At 62.6% G+C, this 20,518-nt stretch carries 21 protein-coding genes; 16 read left to right on the forward strand and 5 right to left on the reverse strand.

Features of this window, described 5'->3' with window-relative positions:
* Positions 1 to 4: 4 nt before the first annotated feature.
* The 6 genes from QMK47_RS17330 (at position 5) to QMK47_RS17355 (ending at position 5,783) form a co-directional block, all read left to right on the forward strand.
* Positions 5 to 826: an NAD(P)-dependent oxidoreductase gene (locus tag QMK47_RS17330; protein ID WP_320388851.1), complete on the forward strand. Its 822-nt coding sequence runs from the start codon at positions 5 to 7 to the stop codon at positions 824 to 826.
* Positions 827 to 868: 42 nt separating this feature from the next.
* Positions 869 to 1,774 carry an SMP-30/gluconolactonase/LRE family protein gene (locus QMK47_RS17335; protein WP_320388853.1) on the forward strand — a complete coding sequence of 302 codons (906 nt, stop codon included), beginning with the start codon at positions 869 to 871 and terminating at the stop codon, positions 1,772 to 1,774.
* A 59-nt stretch (positions 1,775 to 1,833) separates the two neighbouring features.
* Positions 1,834 to 2,802, forward strand: coding sequence for a TRAP transporter substrate-binding protein (locus QMK47_RS17340; protein ID WP_214512647.1), 969 nt, complete (start codon positions 1,834 to 1,836; stop codon positions 2,800 to 2,802).
* A 75-nt stretch (positions 2,803 to 2,877) separates the two neighbouring features.
* Positions 2,878 to 3,405: a TRAP transporter small permease gene (locus QMK47_RS17345; protein ID WP_320388855.1), complete on the forward strand. Its 528-nt coding sequence runs from the start codon at positions 2,878 to 2,880 to the stop codon at positions 3,403 to 3,405.
* A complete protein-coding gene (locus tag QMK47_RS17350) occupies positions 3,405 to 4,685 on the forward strand; it encodes a TRAP transporter large permease (protein WP_018605859.1) in 1,281 nt (426 codons plus the stop codon). The genes QMK47_RS17345 and QMK47_RS17350 overlap by 1 nt, the downstream gene beginning before the upstream one ends.
* A gap of 228 nt (positions 4,686 to 4,913) precedes the next feature.
* Positions 4,914 to 5,783 carry an aldose 1-epimerase gene (locus QMK47_RS17355; RefSeq protein ID WP_253475841.1) on the forward strand — a complete coding sequence of 290 codons (870 nt, stop codon included), beginning with the start codon at positions 4,914 to 4,916 and terminating at the stop codon, positions 5,781 to 5,783.
* A 226-nt stretch (positions 5,784 to 6,009) separates the two neighbouring features.
* Here the strand turns inward: QMK47_RS17355 and bkdR are convergent, their stop codons facing one another.
* On the reverse strand, positions 6,010 to 6,498 hold the full coding sequence (bkdR, locus tag QMK47_RS17360; RefSeq protein WP_003202929.1) for a Bkd operon transcriptional regulator BkdR: 489 nt from the start codon (positions 6,496 to 6,498) through the stop codon (positions 6,010 to 6,012).
* 192 nt (positions 6,499 to 6,690) lie between these two features.
* Here bkdR and QMK47_RS17365 point away from each other — a divergent pair, with 192 nt between their 5' ends.
* The 5 genes from QMK47_RS17365 (at position 6,691) to QMK47_RS17385 (ending at position 12,896) form a co-directional block, all read left to right on the forward strand.
* Positions 6,691 to 7,926, forward strand: coding sequence for a 3-methyl-2-oxobutanoate dehydrogenase (2-methylpropanoyl-transferring) subunit alpha (locus QMK47_RS17365; RefSeq protein ID WP_212800058.1), 1,236 nt, complete (start codon positions 6,691 to 6,693; stop codon positions 7,924 to 7,926).
* A 1-nt stretch (position 7,927) separates the two neighbouring features.
* Positions 7,928 to 8,986, forward strand: coding sequence for an alpha-ketoacid dehydrogenase subunit beta (locus QMK47_RS17370; protein WP_024619271.1), 1,059 nt, complete (start codon positions 7,928 to 7,930; stop codon positions 8,984 to 8,986).
* The gene (locus tag QMK47_RS17375; protein ID WP_258688534.1) at positions 8,987 to 10,252 is read left to right on the forward strand and encodes a dihydrolipoamide acetyltransferase family protein; all 1,266 of its coding nucleotides are present in this window, start codon (positions 8,987 to 8,989) and stop codon (positions 10,250 to 10,252) included.
* 18 nt (positions 10,253 to 10,270) lie between these two features.
* Positions 10,271 to 11,653 (forward strand): dihydrolipoyl dehydrogenase, encoded by a 1,383-nt coding sequence (gene lpdA, locus QMK47_RS17380; protein WP_320388857.1) that lies wholly within the window; start codon positions 10,271 to 10,273, stop codon positions 11,651 to 11,653.
* A 223-nt stretch (positions 11,654 to 11,876) separates the two neighbouring features.
* Positions 11,877 to 12,896 (forward strand): branched-chain amino acid aminotransferase, encoded by a 1,020-nt coding sequence (locus tag QMK47_RS17385; protein ID WP_014337840.1) that lies wholly within the window; start codon positions 11,877 to 11,879, stop codon positions 12,894 to 12,896.
* A 155-nt stretch (positions 12,897 to 13,051) separates the two neighbouring features.
* Here QMK47_RS17385 and QMK47_RS17390 read toward each other — a convergent pair whose 3' ends face one another.
* A complete protein-coding gene (locus QMK47_RS17390; protein ID WP_253475847.1) occupies positions 13,052 to 13,981 on the reverse strand; it encodes a DMT family transporter in 930 nt (309 codons plus the stop codon).
* A gap of 109 nt (positions 13,982 to 14,090) precedes the next feature.
* Here QMK47_RS17390 and QMK47_RS17395 point away from each other — a divergent pair, with 109 nt between their 5' ends.
* Positions 14,091 to 14,882, forward strand: a complete 792-nt coding sequence (locus QMK47_RS17395) for an AraC family transcriptional regulator (protein ID WP_253475849.1) — start codon at positions 14,091 to 14,093, stop codon at positions 14,880 to 14,882.
* Positions 14,883 to 14,961: 79 nt separating this feature from the next.
* On the opposite strand, the gene QMK47_RS17400 is transcribed toward QMK47_RS17395, so the two are convergent.
* The gene (locus QMK47_RS17400) at positions 14,962 to 15,717 is read right to left on the reverse strand and encodes a metalloregulator ArsR/SmtB family transcription factor (protein WP_320388858.1); all 756 of its coding nucleotides are present in this window, start codon (positions 15,715 to 15,717) and stop codon (positions 14,962 to 14,964) included.
* Between the two features lie 82 nt (positions 15,718 to 15,799).
* On the opposite strand from QMK47_RS17400, the gene QMK47_RS17405 reads away from it, so the two are divergent.
* The gene (locus tag QMK47_RS17405) at positions 15,800 to 16,936 is read left to right on the forward strand and encodes a cytochrome P450 (RefSeq protein WP_320388859.1); all 1,137 of its coding nucleotides are present in this window, start codon (positions 15,800 to 15,802) and stop codon (positions 16,934 to 16,936) included.
* 12 nt (positions 16,937 to 16,948) lie between these two features.
* On the opposite strand, the gene QMK47_RS17410 is transcribed toward QMK47_RS17405, so the two are convergent.
* Positions 16,949 to 17,290, reverse strand: a complete 342-nt coding sequence (locus QMK47_RS17410; protein WP_003202944.1) for an FKBP-type peptidyl-prolyl cis-trans isomerase — start codon at positions 17,288 to 17,290, stop codon at positions 16,949 to 16,951.
* Positions 17,291 to 17,436: 146 nt separating this feature from the next.
* Here QMK47_RS17410 and QMK47_RS17415 point away from each other — a divergent pair, with 146 nt between their 5' ends.
* Together QMK47_RS17415 and QMK47_RS17420 are read left to right on the forward strand one after the other, a co-directional pair.
* Complete coding sequence (locus QMK47_RS17415; RefSeq protein ID WP_258688556.1) at positions 17,437 to 18,498, forward strand: M4 family metallopeptidase; 1,062 nt, start codon at positions 17,437 to 17,439, stop codon at positions 18,496 to 18,498.
* Positions 18,498 to 18,821, forward strand: coding sequence for a protealysin inhibitor emfourin (locus QMK47_RS17420; protein WP_320388860.1), 324 nt, complete (start codon positions 18,498 to 18,500; stop codon positions 18,819 to 18,821). The genes QMK47_RS17415 and QMK47_RS17420 overlap by 1 nt, the downstream gene beginning before the upstream one ends.
* Here the strand turns inward: QMK47_RS17420 and QMK47_RS17425 are convergent.
* Positions 18,818 to 19,126 carry an RcnB family protein gene (locus QMK47_RS17425; protein WP_258688558.1) on the reverse strand — a complete coding sequence of 103 codons (309 nt, stop codon included), beginning with the start codon at positions 19,124 to 19,126 and terminating at the stop codon, positions 18,818 to 18,820. The genes QMK47_RS17420 and QMK47_RS17425 overlap by 4 nt on opposite strands.
* Before the next feature lie 287 nt (positions 19,127 to 19,413).
* Between QMK47_RS17425 and QMK47_RS17430 the strand changes: the two genes are divergently transcribed.
* Positions 19,414 to 20,517, forward strand: a complete 1,104-nt coding sequence (locus tag QMK47_RS17430) for a DNA alkylation repair protein (RefSeq protein ID WP_320388861.1) — start codon at positions 19,414 to 19,416, stop codon at positions 20,515 to 20,517.
* The last annotated feature ends 1 nt before the right edge of the window (position 20,518 follow it).

Genomic DNA, 20,518 nt, shown 5'->3' on the forward strand with positions numbered 1-20,518 from the left:
CGCCATGACCACGACACAGATTCGCCACCCCCTCAATCGCCTCCTATTGACCGGTGCCGCCGGCGGCCTTGGCAAAGTCTTGCGCGAGCGCCTCAAGCCTTTCGCCCGCCACATTCGCCTGTCGGACATCGCCAACATGGCCCCGGCCATCGACGAAAGCGAAGAAGTGGTGCCGTGCGACCTGTCGGACAAGCAGGCCGTGCATCAACTGGTCGAAGGCGTCGACGCCATCCTGCACTTCGGCGGTGTCTCGGTGGAGCGTCCATTCGAAGAAATCCTCGGCGCCAACATCAGCGGCGTGTTCCACATCTATGAAGCCGCCCGCAAACACGGCGTCAAGCGGGTGATCTTCGCCAGCTCCAACCACGTCATCGGTTTCTACAAGCAGGACGAGGCCCTCGACGCCCTCTCCCCTCGCCGCCCGGATGGCTACTACGGCCTGTCCAAGTCCTACGGCGAAGACGTCGCCAGTTTCTACTTCGATCGCTACGGCATCGAGACCGTGAGCATCCGCATCGGCTCGTCGTTCCCCGAACCGCAGAACCGCCGGATGATGAGCACCTGGCTGAGCTTCGACGACCTCACCCAACTGATCGAATGTTCGCTCTACACCCCGAAAGTCGGCCACACCGTGGTCTACGGCGTGTCCGCCAACCGCGACGTCTGGTGGGACAACAGCCAGGCCGCACACCTTGGCTATCGGCCCAAGGACACCTCGGAAATCTTCCGCGCCAAGGTCGAAGCGCAGCCGATGCCGGCCGCCGATGACCCTGCCATGATTTACCAGGGTGGCGCCTTTGTGGCGGCTGGCCCATTCGACGACTGATTCGCTGTTTTTCATGGGATACGCACGGACAAAGGACTCACCATGCAAGCCGAATTGATTGTCGACGCACGTAACGCCGTCGGGGAAAGCCCGGTATGGGTTCCCGAGGAAAACGCCCTGTATTGGGTGAACATTCCCAACGGTGGCCTGCAATGCTGGAACGCCAGCAGCGGAAAGATCCAGGGCTGGGAAGCCCCCGAAATGCTCGCCTGCATTGCCCGTCACCAGGACGGTGGCTGGGTAGCCGGCATGGAAAGCGGTTTCTTTCGCCTGCACCCCAATGATGACGGCAGCCTGGACAGCGAACTGTGCGCAAGCGTCGAACACAGCCGCACCGACATGCGCCTCAACGATGGCCGTTGTGACCGCCAGGGTCGCTTCTGGGCCGGCAGCATGGTGCTGAACATGGGTGCCAACGCAGACGTAGGCCGGATGTATCGCTACGAGGCAGGCCAGCGCAGCCCGGTCGCGGCGCAACTGAGCGGTTTCATCGTGCCCAACGGCCTGGGCTTCAGCCCGGACGGACGCACGATGTACCTCTCCGATTCACACCCGCTGGTGCAGCAGATCTGGGCTTTCGACTACGACACCGACAGCGGCACACCGTCCAACCGACGACTGTTCGTCGACATGATGCCGTTGGCCGGTCGCCCGGATGGCGCCGCGGTGGATGCCGACGGTTGCTATTGGATCTGCGCCAACGATGCCGGGCTGATTCACCGTTTCACCCCGGACGGACGCCTCGACCGTTCACTGCAAGTGCCCGTGAAGAAACCGACCATGTGCGCCTTTGGCGGCAGTCGCCTGGACACCCTCTTCGTCACCTCGATCCGCCCCGGTGACGACAACGACCCGCAGTCCCTGGCCGGTGGCGTGTTCGCCCTCAACCCCGGCGTCAAGGGCCTGGCTGAACCTGCTTTCGGAGGACGGGAGCACTCCGCGAACTGATCTGTTTCACCGCTTCACTGGATGAGCCATAAAAAAAACAACAAGACTGGAGATTGACCATGAATTTCAAACGTACGCTTCTGATCGCAGCCCTCCCCCTGGCCTTCCTGGCCCAGGCGGCGCAAGCCCTCGACATCAAGATCGCCGACATCCACCCCAAGGGCTACCCAACCGTGGTCGCCGAGGAATCCATGGGTAAGACCCTCGAAAAAGAGAGCAACGGCGAACTGAAGTTCAAGTATTTCCCGGGCGGCGTACTGGGCTCCGAAAAAGAAGTGATCGAGCAGATGCAAGCCGGCGCGATCCAGATGTCCCGGGTCAGCCTGGGTATCGTCGGTCCTGTCGTACCGGATGTGAACGTCTTCAACATGCCGTTCATCTTCCGCGACCAGGCTCACATGCGCGCGGTTATCGACGGTGACGTCGGCGATGCGATCCTCGACCGGATCACCAACTCGGAATTCGGCCTGGTCGCCCTGGCCTGGATGGACGGCGGTACGCGCAACCTCTACACCAAGAAACCAGTGCGCAAGCTCGAAGATCTGAAGGGCATGAAAATCCGCGTCCAAGGCAACCCGATGTTCATCGAGATGATGAATGCCATGGGCGCCAACGGCATCGCCATGGACACCGGTGAAATCTTCAGCGCCTTGCAGACCGGCGTGATCGACGGCGCGGAAAACAACCCGCCGACCCTGCTCGAACACAACCACTACCAGAACGCCAAGTACTACAGCCTGACCGGTCACCTGATCCTGCCAGAGCCGATCGTGATGTCGAAAATCACTTGGGAAAAACTGACCCCGGCGCAACAGGACATGGTCAAGAAAGCCGCCAAGGCTGCCCAGGCCGAAGAGCGCGAGCTGTGGGACAAGAAGTCCACCGCCAGTGAAGAAAAACTCAAGGCCGCGGGTGTGGAATTCATCACTGTCGACAAGAAACCCTTCTACGACGCCACCGCCCCCGTGCGGGCCAAGTACGGCGCGCCCTATGCCGACCTGATCAAGCGTATCGAAGCCGTTCAATAAGACCTCTCGTTCTGTACTCATGAAAAGGCCCGGCGCGCCTGCTGCCCAAGGCACGCCCGGTTACGGTGGAACCCGATGAAGAATTTGCTGCTGCGTATCAACGATAAAATCTACATGACGTGCATCTGGGTGGCCGGCCTATCTGTCCTGGCAGTTGCCCTGATGATTCCCTGGGGTGTATTTGCCCGCTACGTGCTGGGCTCAGGCTCCAGCTGGCCCGAGCCCACCGCCATCCTGCTGATGATCGTATTTACCTTCATCGGTGCCGCTGCCAGCTACCGCTCCGGCTCGCACATGGCCGTGGACATGGTCACCAGCCGCCTGCCCCGGCACTGGCAAACCTTGGCTTCGGTCGTCACCCAGCTCTTGATGGCGGCGGTGTGCATCTTCATGACCATCTGGGGCACCAAGCTGTGCATGACCACCTGGAATCAATTCATGAGCGCCATCCCCACCCTGCGCGTCGGCATCACCTACATGCCGATCCCGGTCGGTGGTTTCCTGACCCTGATTTTTGTCCTGGAAAAACTCTTGCTGGGTGATCAAAGCCAGCGCCGGGTCGTGCAGTTCGACCTGGTCGAAGAAAACGAAGGTGCCGCTTAATGGACGCGCTGATTCTGCTGGGCAGTTTTTTGTTGTTGATCCTGATCGGCATGCCGGTCGCCTACGCGTTGGGCGCTGCCGCCCTGATCGGGGCGTGGTGGATCGATATTCCGTTCCAGGCCATGATGATCCAGGTCACGGGCGGGGTGAACAAGTTCTCGTTGCTGGCCATTCCGTTCTTCGTCCTGGCCGGTGCGATCATGGCCGAAGGCGGCATGTCCCGTCGACTGGTGGCCTTCGCCAGCGTGCTGGTAGGCTTCGTGCGCGGTGGCCTGTCCTTGGTCAACCTGGTGGCTTCGAGTTTCTTTGGCGCGATCTCCGGTTCCTCGGTGGCCGATACGGCCTCGGTCGGCTCGGTGCTGATCCCGGAAATGACGCGCCAAGGCTATCCGCGTGATTACGCCACGGCCGTCACCGTCAGTGGTTCGGTACAAGCGCTGCTGACCCCGCCAAGCCACAACGCGGTGCTGTATTCGCTCGCCGCTGGCGGCACCGTCTCCATCGGTTCGCTGTTCATGGCCGGCATCGTCCCCGGCATCATGATGAACCTCTGCCTGATGGCGCTGTGCCTGGTCTTCGCGAAAAAACGCAATTACCCCAAGGGCGAAGTGATTCCGCTCAAGCAAGCGCTGAAGATCTGCCGGGAAGCCATGTGGGGCATGATGACCTTGTTCATCATCCTTGGCGGCATTCTCTCGGGTGTTTTCACCGCCACCGAATCGGCCGCCATTGCCGTGGTGTGGGCGTTCTTCGTGACCATGTGCATCTATCGGGACTACAAGTGGAGCGAGTTGCCGAAACTGATGCACCGTACGGTACGCACCATCTCCATCGTGATGATCCTGATCGGCTTCGCCGCCAGCTTCGGCTACATCATGACGCTGATGGAGATCCCGGCGAAGATCACCACCGCGTTCCTGACCCTGTCGGACAACCGCTACGTGATCCTGATGTGCATCAACGTGATGTTGCTGCTGTTGGGCACCGTGATGGACATGGCGCCGCTGATCCTGATCCTGACGCCGATCCTGATGCCGGTGATCGTCGGCATCGGCGTGGACCCGGTGCAGTTCGGCATGATCATGCTGGTGAACCTGGGTATCGGGTTGATCACGCCACCGGTGGGCGCGGTGTTGTTCGTCGGTTCCGCCATCGGCAAGGTCAGCATCGAAAGCACCGTCAAGGCGCTGCTGCCGTTCTACGCCATGCTGTTCGTGGTGCTGATGCTCGTGACCTACATTCCCGCCATTTCGCTGTGGTTGCCGCATCTGGTGTTGTAACCCCAAAAGCGCGCAAGCCTCCTTGTGGCGAGGGAGCTTGCTCCCGCTGGACTGCGGTAGGAGCTGTCGAGTGCAACGAGGCTGCGATCTTTCCCCAGCCACTTGAATCTCAAGTGAAAGATCAAAAGATCGCAGCCTCGCTTCGCTCGACAGCTCCTACAGTACAGCCGAGCGGGAGCAAGCTCCCTCGCCACAAAAGCTTTTTCCCACTCGATAGACGCGACCACCATGACGCAGCCTCTTCTCCATCTCGAAGACGAACTCACCCGCCTCACCCTCGCCCCGCACCTGGGCGCCAGCCTCGTTGACTGGACCCTGCGCGGCAGCGGTGCGCCCTTGTTGCGCCCGCCTGCTGCGCAAGCCGTGGAAAACGGCCTGCCGGGCAAACTCGGCTGCTTCCCGTTGATCCCGTGGTCGAACCGGATCGCCCAGGGCGGTTTCGACTGCCCCGGCGGCTGGCTGGCCCTGGAGGCCAACAGCCCCAACGATCCGTTCCCGATCCATGGCAGCGCCTGGCAACAACCGTGGCAAGTGGTCGAGCAGAGTACCCAGGAAGCCTTGTTGCAACTCGACAGCCAACACCCGTTCGCCTATTGCGCCAGCCTGCGGATCCGCTTGAGCGGCGGTCAGTTGCAAATCGCCATGCACGTCACTCACATAGCCGAACAAGCCGCCTGGCACGGGCTGGGCTTGCACCCGTATTTTCCGCGCACCGCCAGTACTCGCCTGCAAACCCGCGCCAGCGAAGCCTGGCTGTGCGATGCCTCGAAACTGCCAACGGAACTGAGGGACATCCCCGCAGAGTGGGATTTCCAGCACGCCCGGTTACTGCCAGACACGCTAGTCGACAACGGCTTCGGTGGTTGGGACGGGCACTGTCTGATCCAGCAACCGGACCTGGGTTATGAGCTGGAATGCCGAGCCAGCGGCAGCGAGTACTTTCTGCTGTACTGCCCCGTGGGCCTGGATTTCTTCTGCATCGAACCGGTCAGCCATCCGGTCAACGCCCATCACCTGCCGGGGAGGCCAGGGTTGCGCCTGCTGGAGCAAGGGCAGTCGGTGGCGCTGGGGTTTTCGATGCAGTGTCGGTTGCTCTAAGGCCCACTTCCCTGTGGGAGCAAGGCTTGCCCGCGATGAAGTGGACGCGGTCTCCTGGGAAACCGAGGCGCCTGCATCGCGAGCAAGCTTTGCTCCCACAGAGTTTTTGGATTGCCAATAAATCCGCGGCCAAACACAGGTCCACTGTGGGAGCAAAGCTTGCTCGCGATAACGGTGGGTCTGCTGGCATCAATGTTGAAGTGCCGACGCCTTCGCGAGCAGGGGGTCAGGTGCCCAGGGTCAACCCATTGGCCGGCAACGGCAGTGCGGTCTTGTAGCGCACTTGCTTGAGGGCAAAGCTGGAGCGGATGTTCGCGACGCCCGGGACCTTGGTCAAGAAGTCCATCATGAACCGCTCCAGCGACTGGATAGTCGGCACCAGCACGCGGATCAGGTAATCCGGATCGCCGGCCATCAGGTAGCACTCCATCACCTCCGGTCGGTCGGAGATTGCCTCCTCGAAGTGCTGCAACGCCTCTTCCACCTGTTTCTCCAAACTCACATGGATGAACACGTTGACGTGCAACCCCAGCAGGTCGGCGTCCAGCAGCGTGACCTGCTCGCGGATCACCCCCAGCTCCTCCATGGCCCGGACACGGTTGAAGCACGGCGTCGGCGACAGGTTGACCGAACGGGCGAGATCGGCGTTGGTGATGCGGGCGTTTTCCTGAAGGCTGTTCAGAATGCCGATGTCGGTGCGATCCAATTTACGCATGAGACAAATAATCCTGTTTTTTATCGTTGTGCAGATTTTTTATCTGCAAATGATCTGAACAGCAAGCCAACAGAGAAAAATATTCTTCTTCGTCGAGCCTATGATTGTTGTAGGACAATTTCCCGTACCCGGGGAAATTCGTCAGCTAGCGCGCCCACTACAAGAAATTCACAAGATCGAGCGTAGAAAGCCATGAACCCAGCGTATGAACCGCTACGCCTGCACGTTCCCGAACCCTCGGGCCGTCCCGGCTGCAAGACCGACTTTTCCTACCTGCATCTGTCCGATGCCGGCACGGTGCGCAAACCACCCATCGACGTCGAACCCGCCGACACCGCCGACCTGGCTCGCAGCCTGATCCGCGTACTCGACGACCAGGGCAATGCCTTGGGCGACTGGGCTGCGGACATTCCCGTCGAGATCCTGCGCAAGGGCATGCGTGCCATGCTCAAGACGCGCATCTACGACAACCGCATGGTGGTCGCCCAGCGGCAGAAAAAGATGTCGTTCTACATGCAAAGCCTTGGCGAAGAAGCCATCGGCAGCGCCCAGGCCCTGGCGTTGAACATCGACGACATGTGCTTCCCCACCTACCGCCAGCAAAGCATCCTGATGGCCCGCGAAGTGCCGCTGGTGGACCTGATCTGCCAACTGCTGTCCAACGAGCGCGATCCGCTCAAGGGCCGACAGTTGCCGATCATGTACTCGGTCAAGGACGCGGGTTTCTTCACCATTTCCGGCAACCTCGCCACGCAGTTCGTCCAGGGCGTGGGCTGGGGCATGGCCTCGGCGATCAAGGGCGATACCAAGATCGCCTCGGCCTGGATCGGTGACGGCGCCACCGCCGAATCGGACTTCCACACCGCCCTCACCTTCGCCCACGTCTACCGGGCACCGGTGATCCTCAACGTGGTCAACAACCAGTGGGCGATCTCCACCTTCCAGGCCATTGCCGGCGGTGAAGCCACGACCTTCGCCGGACGCGGCGTCGGTTGCGGCATTGCCTCCCTGCGCGTGGATGGCAACGATTTCATGGCGGTCTACGCCGCCTCGCGCTGGGCCGCCGAACGCGCCCGCCGCAACCTCGGCCCGGCGCTGATCGAATGGGTCACCTACCGCGCCGGCCCGCACTCCACTTCGGACGACCCTTCGAAGTACCGCCCCGCCGACGACTGGAGCCACTTCCCGCTGGGCGATCCGATTGCGCGCCTCAAGCAGCACATGGTGAAGATCGGCCAGTGGTCCGAAGAGGAACATGCGGCAGTCACCGCCGAACTCGAAGCCGAAGTGATCGCCGCGCAGAAGGAGGCCGAGCAGTACGGCACCCTCGCCGGCGGGCAGATTCCAAGCGCCGCGACCATGTTCGAAGACGTCTACAAAGAAATGCCGGAGCACTTGAAGCGCCAGCGTCAGCAGTTGGGGATCTGACATGAACGATCACAACAACAATATTGCGTTGGACACCGCCATGACCACTACCACCATGACCATGATCCAGGCCCTGCGCTCGGCCATGGACGTGATGCTCGAACGCGACGACAACGTCGTGGTGTTCGGCCAGGACGTGGGTTACTTCGGCGGCGTGTTCCGCTGCACCGAAGGCCTGCAGAACAAGTACGGCACCTCGCGAGTGTTCGACGCACCGATTTCCGAAAGCGGCATCGTCGGCGTGGCGGTGGGCATGGGCGCCTACGGCCTGCGCCCGGTGGCCGAGATTCAGTTCGCCGATTACGTCTACCCTGCGTCGGACCAGATCATCTCCGAAGCAGCACGCCTGCGCTATCGCTCGGCCGGCGAGTTCACCGCGCCGATGACCCTGCGCATGCCCTGCGGCGGAGGCATCTATGGCGGCCAGACCCACAGCCAGAGCATCGAAGCGATGTTCACCCAGGTCTGCGGCCTGCGCACCGTCATGCCGTCCAACCCCTACGACGCCAAGGGCCTGCTGATCGCCTCCATCGAAAACGATGACCCGGTGATCTTCCTCGAGCCCAAGCGCCTGTATAACGGCCCGTTCGACGGCCACCACGACCGCCCGGTAACGCCGTGGTCGAAACACCCCTCGGCGCAAGTGCCGGACGGCTACTACACGGTGCCGCTGGACGTCGCCGCCATTACCCGTCCGGGCAAGGACGTGACTGTTCTCACCTACGGCACCACGGTCTACGTCTCCCAAGTGGCTGCCGAAGAGAGCGGTATCGACGCCGAAGTCATCGACCTGCGCAGCCTGTGGCCGCTGGACCTTGAGACCATCGTCAAATCCGTGAAGAAAACCGGCCGCTGTGTGGTGGTTCACGAAGCCACCCGCACCTGCGGTTTCGGCGCCGAACTGGTGGCGTTGGTGCAAGAACACTGCTTCCACCACCTGGAAGCGCCCATCGAGCGTGTCACCGGTTGGGACACCCCCTACCCGCACGCGCAGGAGTGGGCGTATTTCCCAGGGCCGTCCCGTGTGGGCGCGGCGTTGAAACGGGTCATGGAGGTCTGAATGGGCACGCACGTTATCAAGATGCCGGACATCGGCGAAGGCATCGCGGAAGTTGAACTGTCGGTGTGGCACGTCAAGGTTGGCGACATGGTGGTCGAAGACCAGGTGCTGGCCGATGTCATGACCGACAAGGCCATGGTGGATATCCCCTCTCCGGTGCATGGCCGGGTCATCGCCCTGGGTGGCGAGCCCGGCGAAGTCATGGCGGTGGGCAGCGAACTGATCCGCATTGAAGTCGAAGGTGCGGGTAACCTGAAAGAATCGGCCCAACAAGCGCCAGCGCCGGCTGCGCAAGCACCGAAGCCGGCACTCGTGGCGACACCTGAACCGGTGCTGGAAAAAACCGCCGCGCCCCGCTGCGCCCCGCAAGCGCCTGTGGCCCGCGACCCCGACGAGCGTCCACTGGCGTCGCCGGCCGTGCGCAAACACGCGCTGGACCTGGGCATTCAATTGCGCCTGGTCCAAGGCAGCGGCCCCGCCGGGCGGGTCCTGCACGAAGACCTCGATGCTTATCTGGCCCAGGGTCCGTCGACCCAGGCCAAGGGCGGTTCGGGTTATGCCGAGCGCCACGACGAGCAGCAGATCCCGGTGATCGGCATGCGTCGCAAGATCGCCCAGCGCATGCAGGAAGCGACCCAGCGCGCCGCCCATTTCAGCTACGTCGAAGAAATCGACGTCACCGCCCTGGAAGAGCTGCGGGTTCACTTGAATGAAAAACACGGCGCCAGTCGCGGCAAGCTGACCTTGCTGCCGTTCCTGGTCCGCGCGTTGGTCGTGGCCCTGCGCGATTTCCCGCAGATGAACGCCCGCTACGACGACGAAGCCCAGGTCATTCACCGCTCAGGTGCGGTGCATGTGGGCGTCGCCACCCAGAGCGATGTTGGCCTGATGGTGCCGGTGGTGCGTCACGCCGAAGCCCGTAGCCTGTGGGACAGCGCGACGGAAATCTCCCGCTTGGCCACGGCGGCCCGCACGGGCAAGGCCAGTCGCGATGAGCTGTCCGGTTCGACCATCACCCTGACCAGCCTCGGTGCGCTCGGCGGCATCGTCAGCACGCCGGTGCTGAACCTGCCGGAAGTGGCGATTGTCGGCGTGAACAAAATCGTCGAGCGGCCCGTGGTGATCAAGGGCCAGATCGTGATCCGCAAAATGATGAACCTCTCCAGCTCCTTCGATCACCGGGTGGTCGACGGCATGGACGCGGCGCAATTCATCCAGGCCCTGCGTGGCCTGCTCGAACAACCCGCCACCTTGTTTGTGGACTAATCATCAATGGAGCAGGCGATGCAAACTTTGAACACGACGCTGCTGATTATCGGCGGCGGCCCCGGCGGTTATGTGGCGGCGATCCGCGCCGGGCAACTGGGCATCTCGACCATCCTGGTGGAAGGCCAGGCGTTGGGTGGGACCTGCCTGAATATCGGCTGTATCCCGTCCAAGGCGTTGATCCATGTGGCCGAGCAGTTCCACCAGACCCGGCACCACAGCCAGGCTTCGGCCTTGGGCATCACGGTGGCGGCGCCGAGCCTGGACATCGGCAAGAGCGTGGAATGGAAGGACGGCATCGTCGATCGCCTGACCACCGGCGTCGCGGCGCTGTTGAAAAAGCACAAGGTCCAGGTCATTCACGGCTGGGCCAAGGTGATCGATGGCAAGACGGTCGAGGTCGGTGACACCCGCATCCAGTGCGAACACCTGCTGCTGGCCACTGGTTCGAAAAGCGTCAACCTGCCGATGCTACCGATTGGCGGGCCAATCATTTCTTCCACCGAAGCCCTCGCCCCCACCTCGGTGCCCAAGCACCTGGTGGTGGTCGGCGGTGGCTATATCGGCCTGGAACTGGGCATTGCCTACCGCAAGCTCGGCGCCGAGGTCAGCGTGGTCGAGGCCCAGGAACGGATCCTGCCAGCCTATGACGGCGAGCTGACCCAGCCTGTGCACGAGGCGCTCAAGCAGTTGGGCGTGAAGCTTTACCTCAAGCACAGCGTCGAAGGTTTCGATGCCCAGGCCAGCACCTTGCAAGTGCGTGATCCCAATGGCGAGACGCTGAACCTGGACACCGACCGGGTGCTGGTGGCCGTTGGGCGCAAACCCAACACCCAGGGCTGGAACCTCGAAGCGCTGGGCTTGGCGATGAACGGTTCGGCGCTGAAAATCGACAGCCGTTGCCAGACCAGCATGCGCAACGTCTGGGCCATCGGCGACCTGAGCGGTGAACCGATGCTCGCCCACCGGGCCATGGCCCAGGGTGAAATGGTCGCCGAGCTGATCGCCGGCCAGCATCGCGAGTTCAACCCAACGGCCATCGCCGCGGTGTGCTTCACCGACCCGGAACTGGTGGTCGTCGGCAAGACGCCGGACGAAGCCAAGGCGGCCGGGCTCGATTGCATGGTGTCGAGCTTCCCGTTTGCCGCCAACGGTCGGGCCATGACCCTGGAATCGAAAAGCGGTTTCGTCCGGGTCGTGGCGCGCCGGGACAACCACCTGATCGTTGGCTGGCAAGCGGTTGGCGTGGGCGTGTCGGAACTGTCCACCGCGTTCGGCCAATCCCTGGAAATGGGCGCGCGCCTGGAGGACATCGCTGGCACCATCCACGCCCACCCGACGCTGGGCGAGGCCGTGCAGGAAGCGGCGTTGCGGGCGTTGGGGCATGCGTTGCATCTGTAACGCATCAGGATCGTTCCCACGCTCCGCGTGGGAATGCAGCCAGGGACGCTCCGCGTCCCAAAGCCGAACGCGGAGCGTCCGTTGAAGTATTCCCACGCGGAGCGTGGGAACAATCATCGAGTGAGGCTGCGAAACAGCCCCGGAATGAAGTATTGTTGTTCCCATCCAAAAAACGTCAGAAGCCTTGAACCGTTTCGACGGTTGTCAAGAAATAGAGGGTGTCATGGGTAACGAGAGCATCAATTGGGACAAACTGGGCTTTGACTACATCAAGACCGACAAGCGCTACCTGTCGCACTGGCGCGATGGTGCCTGGGACGCGGGCACCCTGACCGAAGACAACGTGCTGCACATCAGCGAGGGCTCCACCGCCCTGCACTACGGTCAGCAGTGCTTCGAAGGCTTGAAGGCCTATCGCTGCAAGGACGGCTCCATCAACCTGTTCCGCCCGGACCAGAACGCCGCCCGCATGCAGCGCAGCTGCGCCCGCCTGCTGATGCCGCACGTCGACACCGAGCAGTTCGTCGAGGCCTGCAAGCAAGTGGTCCGCGCCAACGAGCGCTTCATCCCGCCTTACGGCACCGGCGGCGCGCTGTACCTGCGCCCGTTCGTGATCGGCGTGGGTGACAACATCGGCGTGCGCACCGCACCCGAGTTCATCTTCTCGATTTTCTGCATCCCGGTCGGCGCCTACTTCAAGGGCGGCCTGACCCCGCACAACTTCCTGATCTCCAGCTTCGACCGCGCCGCCCCACAAGGCACCGGCGCGGCCAAGGTCGGTGGCAACTACGCCGCCAGCCTGATGCCCGGTTCCCAGGCCAAAAAAGCCAGTTTCGCCGACTGCATCTACCTGGATCCGATGACCCACTCGAAAATCGAGGAAGTCGGCTCGGCCAACTTCTTCGGCATCACCCACGACAACAAATTCGTCACCCCGAAATCCCCTTCGGTCCTGCCGGGCATTACTCGCCTGTCGCTGATCGAACTGGCCAAATCGCGCCTGGGCCTGGAAGTGATCGAAGGCGACGTGTTCATCGACAAACTGTCGGACTTCAAGGAAGCCGGCGCCTGCGGTACCGCTGCGGTGATCACCCCGATTGGCGGCATCAGCTACAAGGACAAGCTGCACGTGTTCCACAGCGAAACCGAAGTCGGCCCGATCACCCAGAAGCTCTACAAAGAGCTGACCGGCGTGCAGACCGGTGACGTGGAAGCGCCAGCGGGTTGGATCGTCAAGGTTTGATCCAAACCCCTGTGTAGGAGCTGTCGAGTGCAACGAGGCTGCGATCTTTCCCCAGACACTTGAGTCTCAAGCGAAAGATCAAAAGATCGCAGGCTTCGCCAGCTCCTACAGACCCCAGCGGGAGCAAGCTCCCTCGTCACATGGATCTGTCCCCACTACCCCCGACGCAAAACCGGCCATCGCCCCCAACGCTGGCGAAACCATCCGTAACCGCTGACCAGCAAGATCCCGCCCAGCACCAGAACCGCGCCAACGATGAAGTTCGGCTCCAGCGGTTCATCCAGCAACCAGACGCCAAAACCGATGCCAAACAGCGGCGTCATGAACGACAACACCCCCAGTTGCGAAGCGAGGTAGTGGCGCAGCAGGGAGAACCAGATCAGGAAGCTGGCGAAGGACACCAGCAACACCTGGAACGCCAGGCTGGCAATGAGTTGTGGCGTGGGGTTGATCGTCGTTTGCCCCAGCGCTATCGACATTCCGATCAGCAGCACCCCGGCGCCAACCAATTGGTAAAGCAGCGTCTGGCTGGCCGGCAGATTCGTCAACCGCGAACAGCGTACCGTCACCGTGGTTGCGCCCCACAGCGCACCCGCCAGCAAGCCCATGCCGTCACCGAGCAACGAACTGCCGTTCGCCGCGCCCGAGCCCCCGCTGAAAGCCACCACGATCCCGCCAAAGGCAACGGCGATGCCCAGCCATTGCGCCGGCTTGAGGCGTTCGCTCGGCAGTTTCCAGTGCAAGCCGAGGGCGGCGAACATTGGTGCGGTATAGAGGAAAATCACCATGTGCGATGCCGTCGTATGCCGCAGGCCTTCGCCCACCATCACGAACTCCAAGGCAAACAACAACCCCACCAGCATGCCCGGGCGCCAACTGCCATCGGCCAGGGACAGGCGTTCACCGCGCACCAGCACCAACAACCAGACCAGTACCGCAGCGATGGCCGAGCGCACGCCCAGTTGCAGCATCGGCGCCATATCGGCGGCGCCGGCCTTGATCGCGACTTGCTGGAAACCCCAAATGGCACAGAGGCCGGTCATCAGGGCGCAGACCTGGCCATCCAGGGCACGGCGGGTGGTCATGGGAACGGTCCTTGGGCAGAAAGAGATGAAAGGATTGTCTGCCTGACACCTTTGCTGGATATAGTGATTACCCGACAAGCCATCCCGGTAATCCGCCATTGCGGTCGATATGCAGCCTCCAGCCCAACATCTGAAGATTCCTCCGTTCGAAGCGGCCCTGCCCTCGCCGATTTTCTTTCGCAGCGCCTGCATGCCGGCCCATGCCACTTACCCCCGGCACCGGCATGCCTGGGGTGAGTTCGTCTACTCCTACAGTGGCGTGATGGAAATCGAGATCGCCCAGCACCATTACCTGGCGCCACCGCAGTACGGCATCTGGCTGCCGCCGGACATGGAACACGTTGGCTTCAATCGGCATGAGGCCTGCCATTGTTCGTTGTACCTGGCCGCCGAACTGTGCGACGCGTTGCCGGCCGTACCCTGCGCGCTGACCTTGAGCCCGCTGATCCGCGCCCTGCTGGAAGAGTTGCGCAGCGATCCACCGAGCCAACCGCAGACGCCCGAGCAGCAACGTTTGCTGCAGGTGTTGGTGGACAAGCTGGCGCAGGCACCCCATGTCGGCAGCTACCTGCCCTCCTCGGATGATCCACTGCTGGGCCCCGTGCTGCGAGCCTTGGAGGCGAACCCCAGCGACCCGCGTTCCTTGCCACAACTGGCCCGCGCTGCCAACACCACCGAGCGCACGCTGATGCGCCGGGCCCAGCGGGACCTGGGCATGTCATTGGTGGAATGGCGCCAGCGCCTGAAAGTCATCGAGGCCCTGGCCCTGCTCGAACGTGGCCAGAGCGTGGAAACCATCGGCCTGGACCTGGGCTACAGCAGCGCCTCGGCGTTCATCAGCATGTTCCGCAAAATGATGGGCACTACGCCGGATGAGTATCGGCGCCGGCATATGGCTTGATGATGTGGGTGATGCTGAAACTGCTATCGCGAGCAAGCTCGCTCCCACAGGGGATCTTGGGTGTGCATGGGTCTTGGGGTCAGCGCAGGCCCACTGTGGGAGCGAGCTTGCTCGCGATGACGGCGGTGGGTTTGACATCGATTTCGGCACTCACGCCAAACCGCCCCACCATCTCCCGACGACCACTGGCCGTTACCCCCAGCGCCCGGCTGTCCAGGTCCTGGATCACCCATTTGCGCTTGATCGCCACTTGCAGCAACGCCGCGCCCAAGGCACCGCCCAGGTGCGGGCGGCGCATGCTCCAGTCCAGGCAGGGACAGGCGAATCGGCGGCGTTGCGTGACGAGTTGCTGGACGTCGATGCCCAATCCTTCGAACACCGCCGCCCCGGACTCACTCAGCCGATAGCCATCGCCTTGCACCTCTATCAGCCATCCAGCCTCGATCATCCGGTCATGCAGGCGCACCGCCAGAGTGCCGGCCATGTGGTCGTAACAGGTGCGAGCAAATTGCAGGCGATCCGGTGTGCGCGGGGTGAAGGTTGGTGCGGCGCTCTGGCCGATCACCATCAACGCCTCCAGTGCCTGGGCGACGCGCGGGTCGGCCAGGCTGTAATAACGATGACGGCCCTGGACATGCAAGCGCACCAAGGCCATTTGCTTGAGTTTCGCCAGATGGGCGCTGGCGGTCGAGGCGCTGACCTCGGCGATGCTCGCCAATTCGGTGCTGGTGCGGGCATGGCCGTCCATCAACGCACACAGCATCCGGGTGCGCGCCGGTTCGGCAATGGCCGCCGCCACTTGGGACACGCCCAGGTCATGGTGCTCTGCGTTCATATTTCGCTCCCCGACGAATCAAGCCATGCATCGACTGGAGATAGTAGCAACACTTTCTCCATCACGAACAAGGCCGCGCTTCATGGACCCGATCACCGCCGCGACACATTCCGACCCTTACCCTTTTTACGCCGCCCTGCGCGCTGCCGGCGGACTGGCCTTCGATCCCGAACTGAACCTGTGGATCGCCAGCAGCGCCGAGGCCGTGTGCGCGGTGCTGCACCATCCCGATTGCCATGTGCGCCCGGCTCACGAGCCCGTGCCAAAGGCCATCGCCGAGGGGCCTGCCGGGCGGGTGTTCGGCCACCTGATGCGCATGAACGAAGGGGAACGGCAGCGTTGCCCGAGGGCCGCAATTGCGCCGCGGTTGCAGGACATCGATCCCCGGCAGGTCGAGGCACTGGTCAGGGCCCGCCTTCTCCAAGAGGGCGCCGAAGGCCTGCACCAGGCCCAATTCATCGGGCCGGCCAGCGTGGTCGCGGCATTGCTGGGTTTCAGCCCGACGGACTGTCACCGGGTCAGCGAATTGACCGCAGACTTCGTCGCCGGCCTGTCGCCCCTGAGCCAAACACCGCAACTGGACGCGGCACACCAGGCCAGCGAGCAACTGACCGGTTTATTCCAGGAGCGGATCGAGGCGCAGGACAACCCTTTGCTGCTGGGCATTGGCCCAGGCTTCGAAAACGCTGATCCGGACAGTAAAGTCGCCAACCTGATCGGGCTGCTCTCGCAAACCTATGAAGCCACCGCCGGCCTGATTGGCAACGCGTTGCTGGCGCTGATCGGCGATCCCGCGTTGCACCGGACGCTGCGAGAGGCCCCCACACAGGTCGGCTCATTGCTGGCCGAAGTCCAACGTTTCGACCCGCCGGTACAAAACACTCGCCGCTTCATCGCCGCGCCCTGCGAAATCCTCGGCACTGCGCTGAACCCCGGGGAGGTGGTCCTGGTGCTGCTGGCCTCAGCCAACCGCGATCCGCAACTCAACCCCCGACCAGACACCCTGCTGCTCGACCGCCCGAACCGCCGCAGTTTCAGCTTCGGCAGCGGGCGCCATGAATGCCCAGGCCAAACCCTGGCCATGGACATCGCCCGCGCCACGCTGACGGCGATTCTGGAGCGCGAACCGCCACTGGATCAGTTGACCTGGTGCTATCGCCCCTCCGTCAACGGCCGCATCCCGCTGTTCAGCGAGCGGTCCTGTGCCGGCAGGTCATGACCCGCCCAGCCATCAATCGTCTCGCGTCAGGACTTCCAGCAACTCGATTTCGAAGATGAGGTTGGCGTTGGGCTTGATGTGGGCGCCCATGGACCGCTCACCGTAGGCCAGGTGGGCCGGCACCCACAACTTGCGCTTGCCACCGACTTGCATGCCCATCAGGCCCAGATCCCAGCCCTTGATGACGCGACCTGTGCCGATCACGCATTGGAAGGGTTTGCCGCGACTGTAGGACGAATCGAATTCGGTGCCGTCTTCGAGGGTGCCGCGGTATTGGGTGGTGATCAGCGCACCTTTGACTACGCTTTTGCCGTCGCCCTGTTCCAGGTCGATGATTTGCAGCTCTTCATTCATGGCGGTATCCCTCGTGTGATCCAGGCGCGGGGTTTTCGCAGAAATCCGGGCGCATGGCAAACGTTGTATGCCATGCGGCAGGGAACCGCGACGGCCTCTTCGGTTCACATGGGTATCGTCCCTGCATTTCAGATAAGGATTTTCTGATGTTCGACTCTCGTCCGCTCTACAGTTTCATTCCGCCATACATCCTCAATCGCATCATCGCCCACGGCTCCGAACAGCAACGCTCCAGCGCCCTCGGCACCTTGACCCACGTGCGCAGCCTGCGGCACAACCCCGGCCCGCCCGGCAACCTTCCCGCCGCCGCGAACCGGCCCAATCCCGGCACGGCCGGACAGCCGCAACGCAGCGTGCATGACGCCCAGAACAGCATGGAACTGCCCGGCCAGCCGGTTCGCCTGGAAGGCCAGCGGGCCAGTGGTGACCCAGCCGTGGACGAAGCCTACGACGCCCTCGGCGCCACCTATGATTTTTTCTGGAAGGTCCTGGGGCGCGACTCCATCGACAACAAAGGCTTCGCCCTGGTGGGCAGCGTGCATTATGGCCAGGGCTATGAAAACGCCTTCTGGAACGGCGCGCAAATGGTGTTCGGCGACGGCGATGGCGAAATCTTCCAGCGCTTCACCCGCTCCCTGGACGTGGTGGCCCACGAGCTGGCCCATGGCGTCACCGAAAGCGAGGCCGGCTTGATCTACGCCAACCAATCCGGTGCGCTGAACGAGTCCATCTCCGATGTGTTCGGTGTGCTGGTCAAGCAGTTCGTGCTCGAACAGACCGCCGACCAGGCCGACTGGCTGATCGGCGCCGACCTGCTCACCGACAAGATCAACGGCGACGGCCTGCGCAGCATGTCCAACCCCGGCACCGCCTACGATGACCCGTTGCTGGGCAAGGACCCGCAACCTTCGCACATGCGCGAATTCGTCATTACCCGTGAAGACAACGGCGGCGTGCACATCAACTCCGGCATTCCCAACCGGGCCTTTTATCTGGTGGCGACCACGCTGGGCGGATTTGCCTGGGAAAAGGCCGGCCGGATCTGGTATGAAACCTTGTGCGACCGAAGATTGGCCAATGACGCGTCCTTCAGCGCCTTCGCCCGCCTGACCGTCGAGCATGCCCGCCAGCGCTTTGGCACGCGGGAAGTGCAAGCGGTGCAGAACGGCTGGGCCCAGGTCGGCGTCGACCTGACACAGGAGAGCTGATGAAAACCCTTCCAGACCTCGACGACAAGGCGGTGATACGGCTGTCGCGCCAGGGTGGCGTGGCCGCCATCCATGCGCTGACCCGACCACGGGAAATCGAATTCGCCCAGTGCGACCTCGACCAGCGCACGCGCATCTGTTCGGTCCTGGAGGGTTGCCTGCCACTGACGTCCTCCACGCCCGGGCACGGCGACCAGCGATTTTTCCAGATCGAGGTGCGCTACCGCACCGACGACCAGGACGATGAGATGGTGCTACAGGTGCCTGAGGACCAGGCACCCGGCGAGCTGGTTCACCTGTGGGACAAAGGCGAAGTGCTCTAACGTGTGGCCGGCACGATCTTGACGATGGCGCCGGACACGGTTTCGACCAGCAGGTACTTGTCGTCGATCTGCACCCATTGCTGCTCGTTTGTCGGTTGCTCGAGTTTCTTCTGTTTCCAGTCTTTCATGGCCCGGTCCGCGCGCTGGTAGTCCGCCGGTACCCGGTCGTTCGCCACCAGCCTGCGGCCATTGCTTGGCGAATGCTCCAGGGCCTCCCCGGTTTTCTCGACCGCTTGCGCAACAGGCCCAAGGGCTCCAAGGCCGGCGATCAGGAACAGGCTGGCGATCAGGGATGGTTTGCGCATAGAAAAAACTCCAGTTATTCGAGGGACTGAATCTGGGACTTCGCGGGCGGCGAATCATTCCTTAATTTCTGGAAACTGTACCCCCTGCTTGCTCCCGCTGAACCCTGTAGGAGCTGGCGAAGCCTGCGATCTTTTGATCTTTTGATCTTTCGCTTGAGACTCAAGTGCCTGGGGAAAGATCGCAGCCTCGTTGCACTCGACAGCTCCTACAGAGCCGAGCGGGAGCAAGCTCCCTCGCCACAGGTTGTGCATGGCATAGTGACAACCTCTGGACCACGGATCTCGCCATGACCACCTCTACCCCGTCATCCCCTGCCCTCAAGGAAATCTTCAACAGCGCCCGCCTGGAGCACATCGCTGGCGAAATGCGCGCGGTTTACCCAGCATTCGATGCCCCGGCGTTTTTGCACATGGCCAACGACGGGCTGGCCGAGTTGTCGGTGATGCAGCGCATGGCCCGGGTCAGTGAGTGCCTGCATGCGGTGCTGCCCCTCGGTTATGAAGCTTCACTGGAGGTGCTGCGCGCCCTGGCCCCGCGCCTGAACAGCATGTTCGTCAGCATGTTCCTGCCACACTACGTGGCGTCCTATGGCCGGCATCGCTTCGACGTGTCGTTGGACGCGCTCAAGTATTTCACCCGGTTCGGCTCGTCGGAGTTCGCCGTGCGGCACTTCCTGCGCGATGACCTGGAACGCACCCTCAAGGTCATGCACGACTGGGCGCTGGACGCCAACGAGCACGTACGCCGCCTGGCCAGCGAAGGCAGCCGGCCACGCTTGCCGTGGTCGTTTCACCTGGAGCCGATCCAGGCCAATCCTGACCTCGCCGCCGCGATCCTCGACACGCTCAAGGCCGACGACAGCCTTTATGTGCGCAAATCGGTGGCCAACCATCTCAACGACGTCACCAAGCAGCATCCCGACTGGGTGCTGGACCAGATCGAAGGCTGGCCGCTGCAAGACCGCCACACGGCGTGGATCGCCCGGCATGCGCTGCGCAGCCTGATCAAACAAGGCAACCCCAGGGCGCTGGGCGTCATCGGGGTCGGCGGCAAGGCACAGGTCCAGGTACTGGATTTGCAGGTGACGCCTGCGGTGATTCGCCTGGGGGAACAGGTCACGCTGTCCTTCACGGTGCAATCAACCCTGGAACAGAGCCAACGCCTGGTGATCGACTATGCCATCGACTACGTGAAAGCCTCGGGCGGCACCTCGGCCAAAGTCTTCAAGCTCAAGACCTTCGACCTGCCTGCCCAGGGTTGCGTCAACCTCAGCCGCTCCCAGCACATTCGCGAGTTGACCACCCGCAAACATTACGCGGGCCGGCATGCCGTGCACCTGCTGGTCAACGGCGAGCGGCTGGGCAGCACGGCGTTCGATATCGTGCCTTGAA

Source organism: Pseudomonas sp. P9_35, from assembly GCF_034008205.1.
GTDB lineage: Bacteria > Pseudomonadota > Gammaproteobacteria > Pseudomonadales > Pseudomonadaceae > Aquipseudomonas > Aquipseudomonas kilonensis.

Bases quoted from the DNA above. Each gene is read 5' to 3' on its own strand.
- QMK47_RS17385 (WP_014337840.1), top strand. From the start codon at position 11,877: ATGGGTAACGAGAGCATCAATTGGGACAAACTGGGCTTTGACTACATC.
- QMK47_RS17425 (WP_258688558.1), bottom strand. From the start codon at position 19,126: ATGCGCAAACCATCCCTGATCGCCAGCCTGTTCCTGATCGCCGGCCTT.
- QMK47_RS17410 (WP_003202944.1), bottom strand. From the start codon at position 17,290: ATGAATGAAGAGCTGCAAATCATCGACCTGGAACAGGGCGACGGCAAA.
- QMK47_RS17335 (WP_320388853.1), top strand. From the start codon at position 869: ATGCAAGCCGAATTGATTGTCGACGCACGTAACGCCGTCGGGGAAAGC.
- QMK47_RS17340 (WP_214512647.1), top strand. From the start codon at position 1,834: ATGAATTTCAAACGTACGCTTCTGATCGCAGCCCTCCCCCTGGCCTTC.
- QMK47_RS17405 (WP_320388859.1), top strand. From the start codon at position 15,800: ATGGACCCGATCACCGCCGCGACACATTCCGACCCTTACCCTTTTTAC.
- QMK47_RS17420 (WP_320388860.1), top strand. From the start codon at position 18,498: ATGAAAACCCTTCCAGACCTCGACGACAAGGCGGTGATACGGCTGTCG.
- QMK47_RS17330 (WP_320388851.1), top strand. From the start codon at position 5: ATGACCACGACACAGATTCGCCACCCCCTCAATCGCCTCCTATTGACC.
- QMK47_RS17355 (WP_253475841.1), top strand. From the start codon at position 4,914: ATGACGCAGCCTCTTCTCCATCTCGAAGACGAACTCACCCGCCTCACC.
- QMK47_RS17370 (WP_024619271.1), top strand. From the start codon at position 7,928: ATGAACGATCACAACAACAATATTGCGTTGGACACCGCCATGACCACT.
- QMK47_RS17415 (WP_258688556.1), top strand. From the start codon at position 17,437: ATGTTCGACTCTCGTCCGCTCTACAGTTTCATTCCGCCATACATCCTC.
- lpdA (WP_320388857.1), top strand. From the start codon at position 10,271: ATGCAAACTTTGAACACGACGCTGCTGATTATCGGCGGCGGCCCCGGC.
- QMK47_RS17400 (WP_320388858.1), bottom strand. From the start codon at position 15,717: ATGAACGCAGAGCACCATGACCTGGGCGTGTCCCAAGTGGCGGCGGCC.
- QMK47_RS17395 (WP_253475849.1), top strand. From the start codon at position 14,091: ATGCAGCCTCCAGCCCAACATCTGAAGATTCCTCCGTTCGAAGCGGCC.
- QMK47_RS17430 (WP_320388861.1), top strand. From the start codon at position 19,414: ATGACCACCTCTACCCCGTCATCCCCTGCCCTCAAGGAAATCTTCAAC.
- QMK47_RS17345 (WP_320388855.1), top strand. From the start codon at position 2,878: ATGAAGAATTTGCTGCTGCGTATCAACGATAAAATCTACATGACGTGC.
- QMK47_RS17390 (WP_253475847.1), bottom strand. From the start codon at position 13,981: ATGACCACCCGCCGTGCCCTGGATGGCCAGGTCTGCGCCCTGATGACC.
- bkdR (WP_003202929.1), bottom strand. From the start codon at position 6,498: ATGCGTAAATTGGATCGCACCGACATCGGCATTCTGAACAGCCTTCAG.
- QMK47_RS17350 (WP_018605859.1), top strand. From the start codon at position 3,405: ATGGACGCGCTGATTCTGCTGGGCAGTTTTTTGTTGTTGATCCTGATC.
- QMK47_RS17375 (WP_258688534.1), top strand. From the start codon at position 8,987: ATGGGCACGCACGTTATCAAGATGCCGGACATCGGCGAAGGCATCGCG.
- QMK47_RS17365 (WP_212800058.1), top strand. From the start codon at position 6,691: ATGAACCCAGCGTATGAACCGCTACGCCTGCACGTTCCCGAACCCTCG.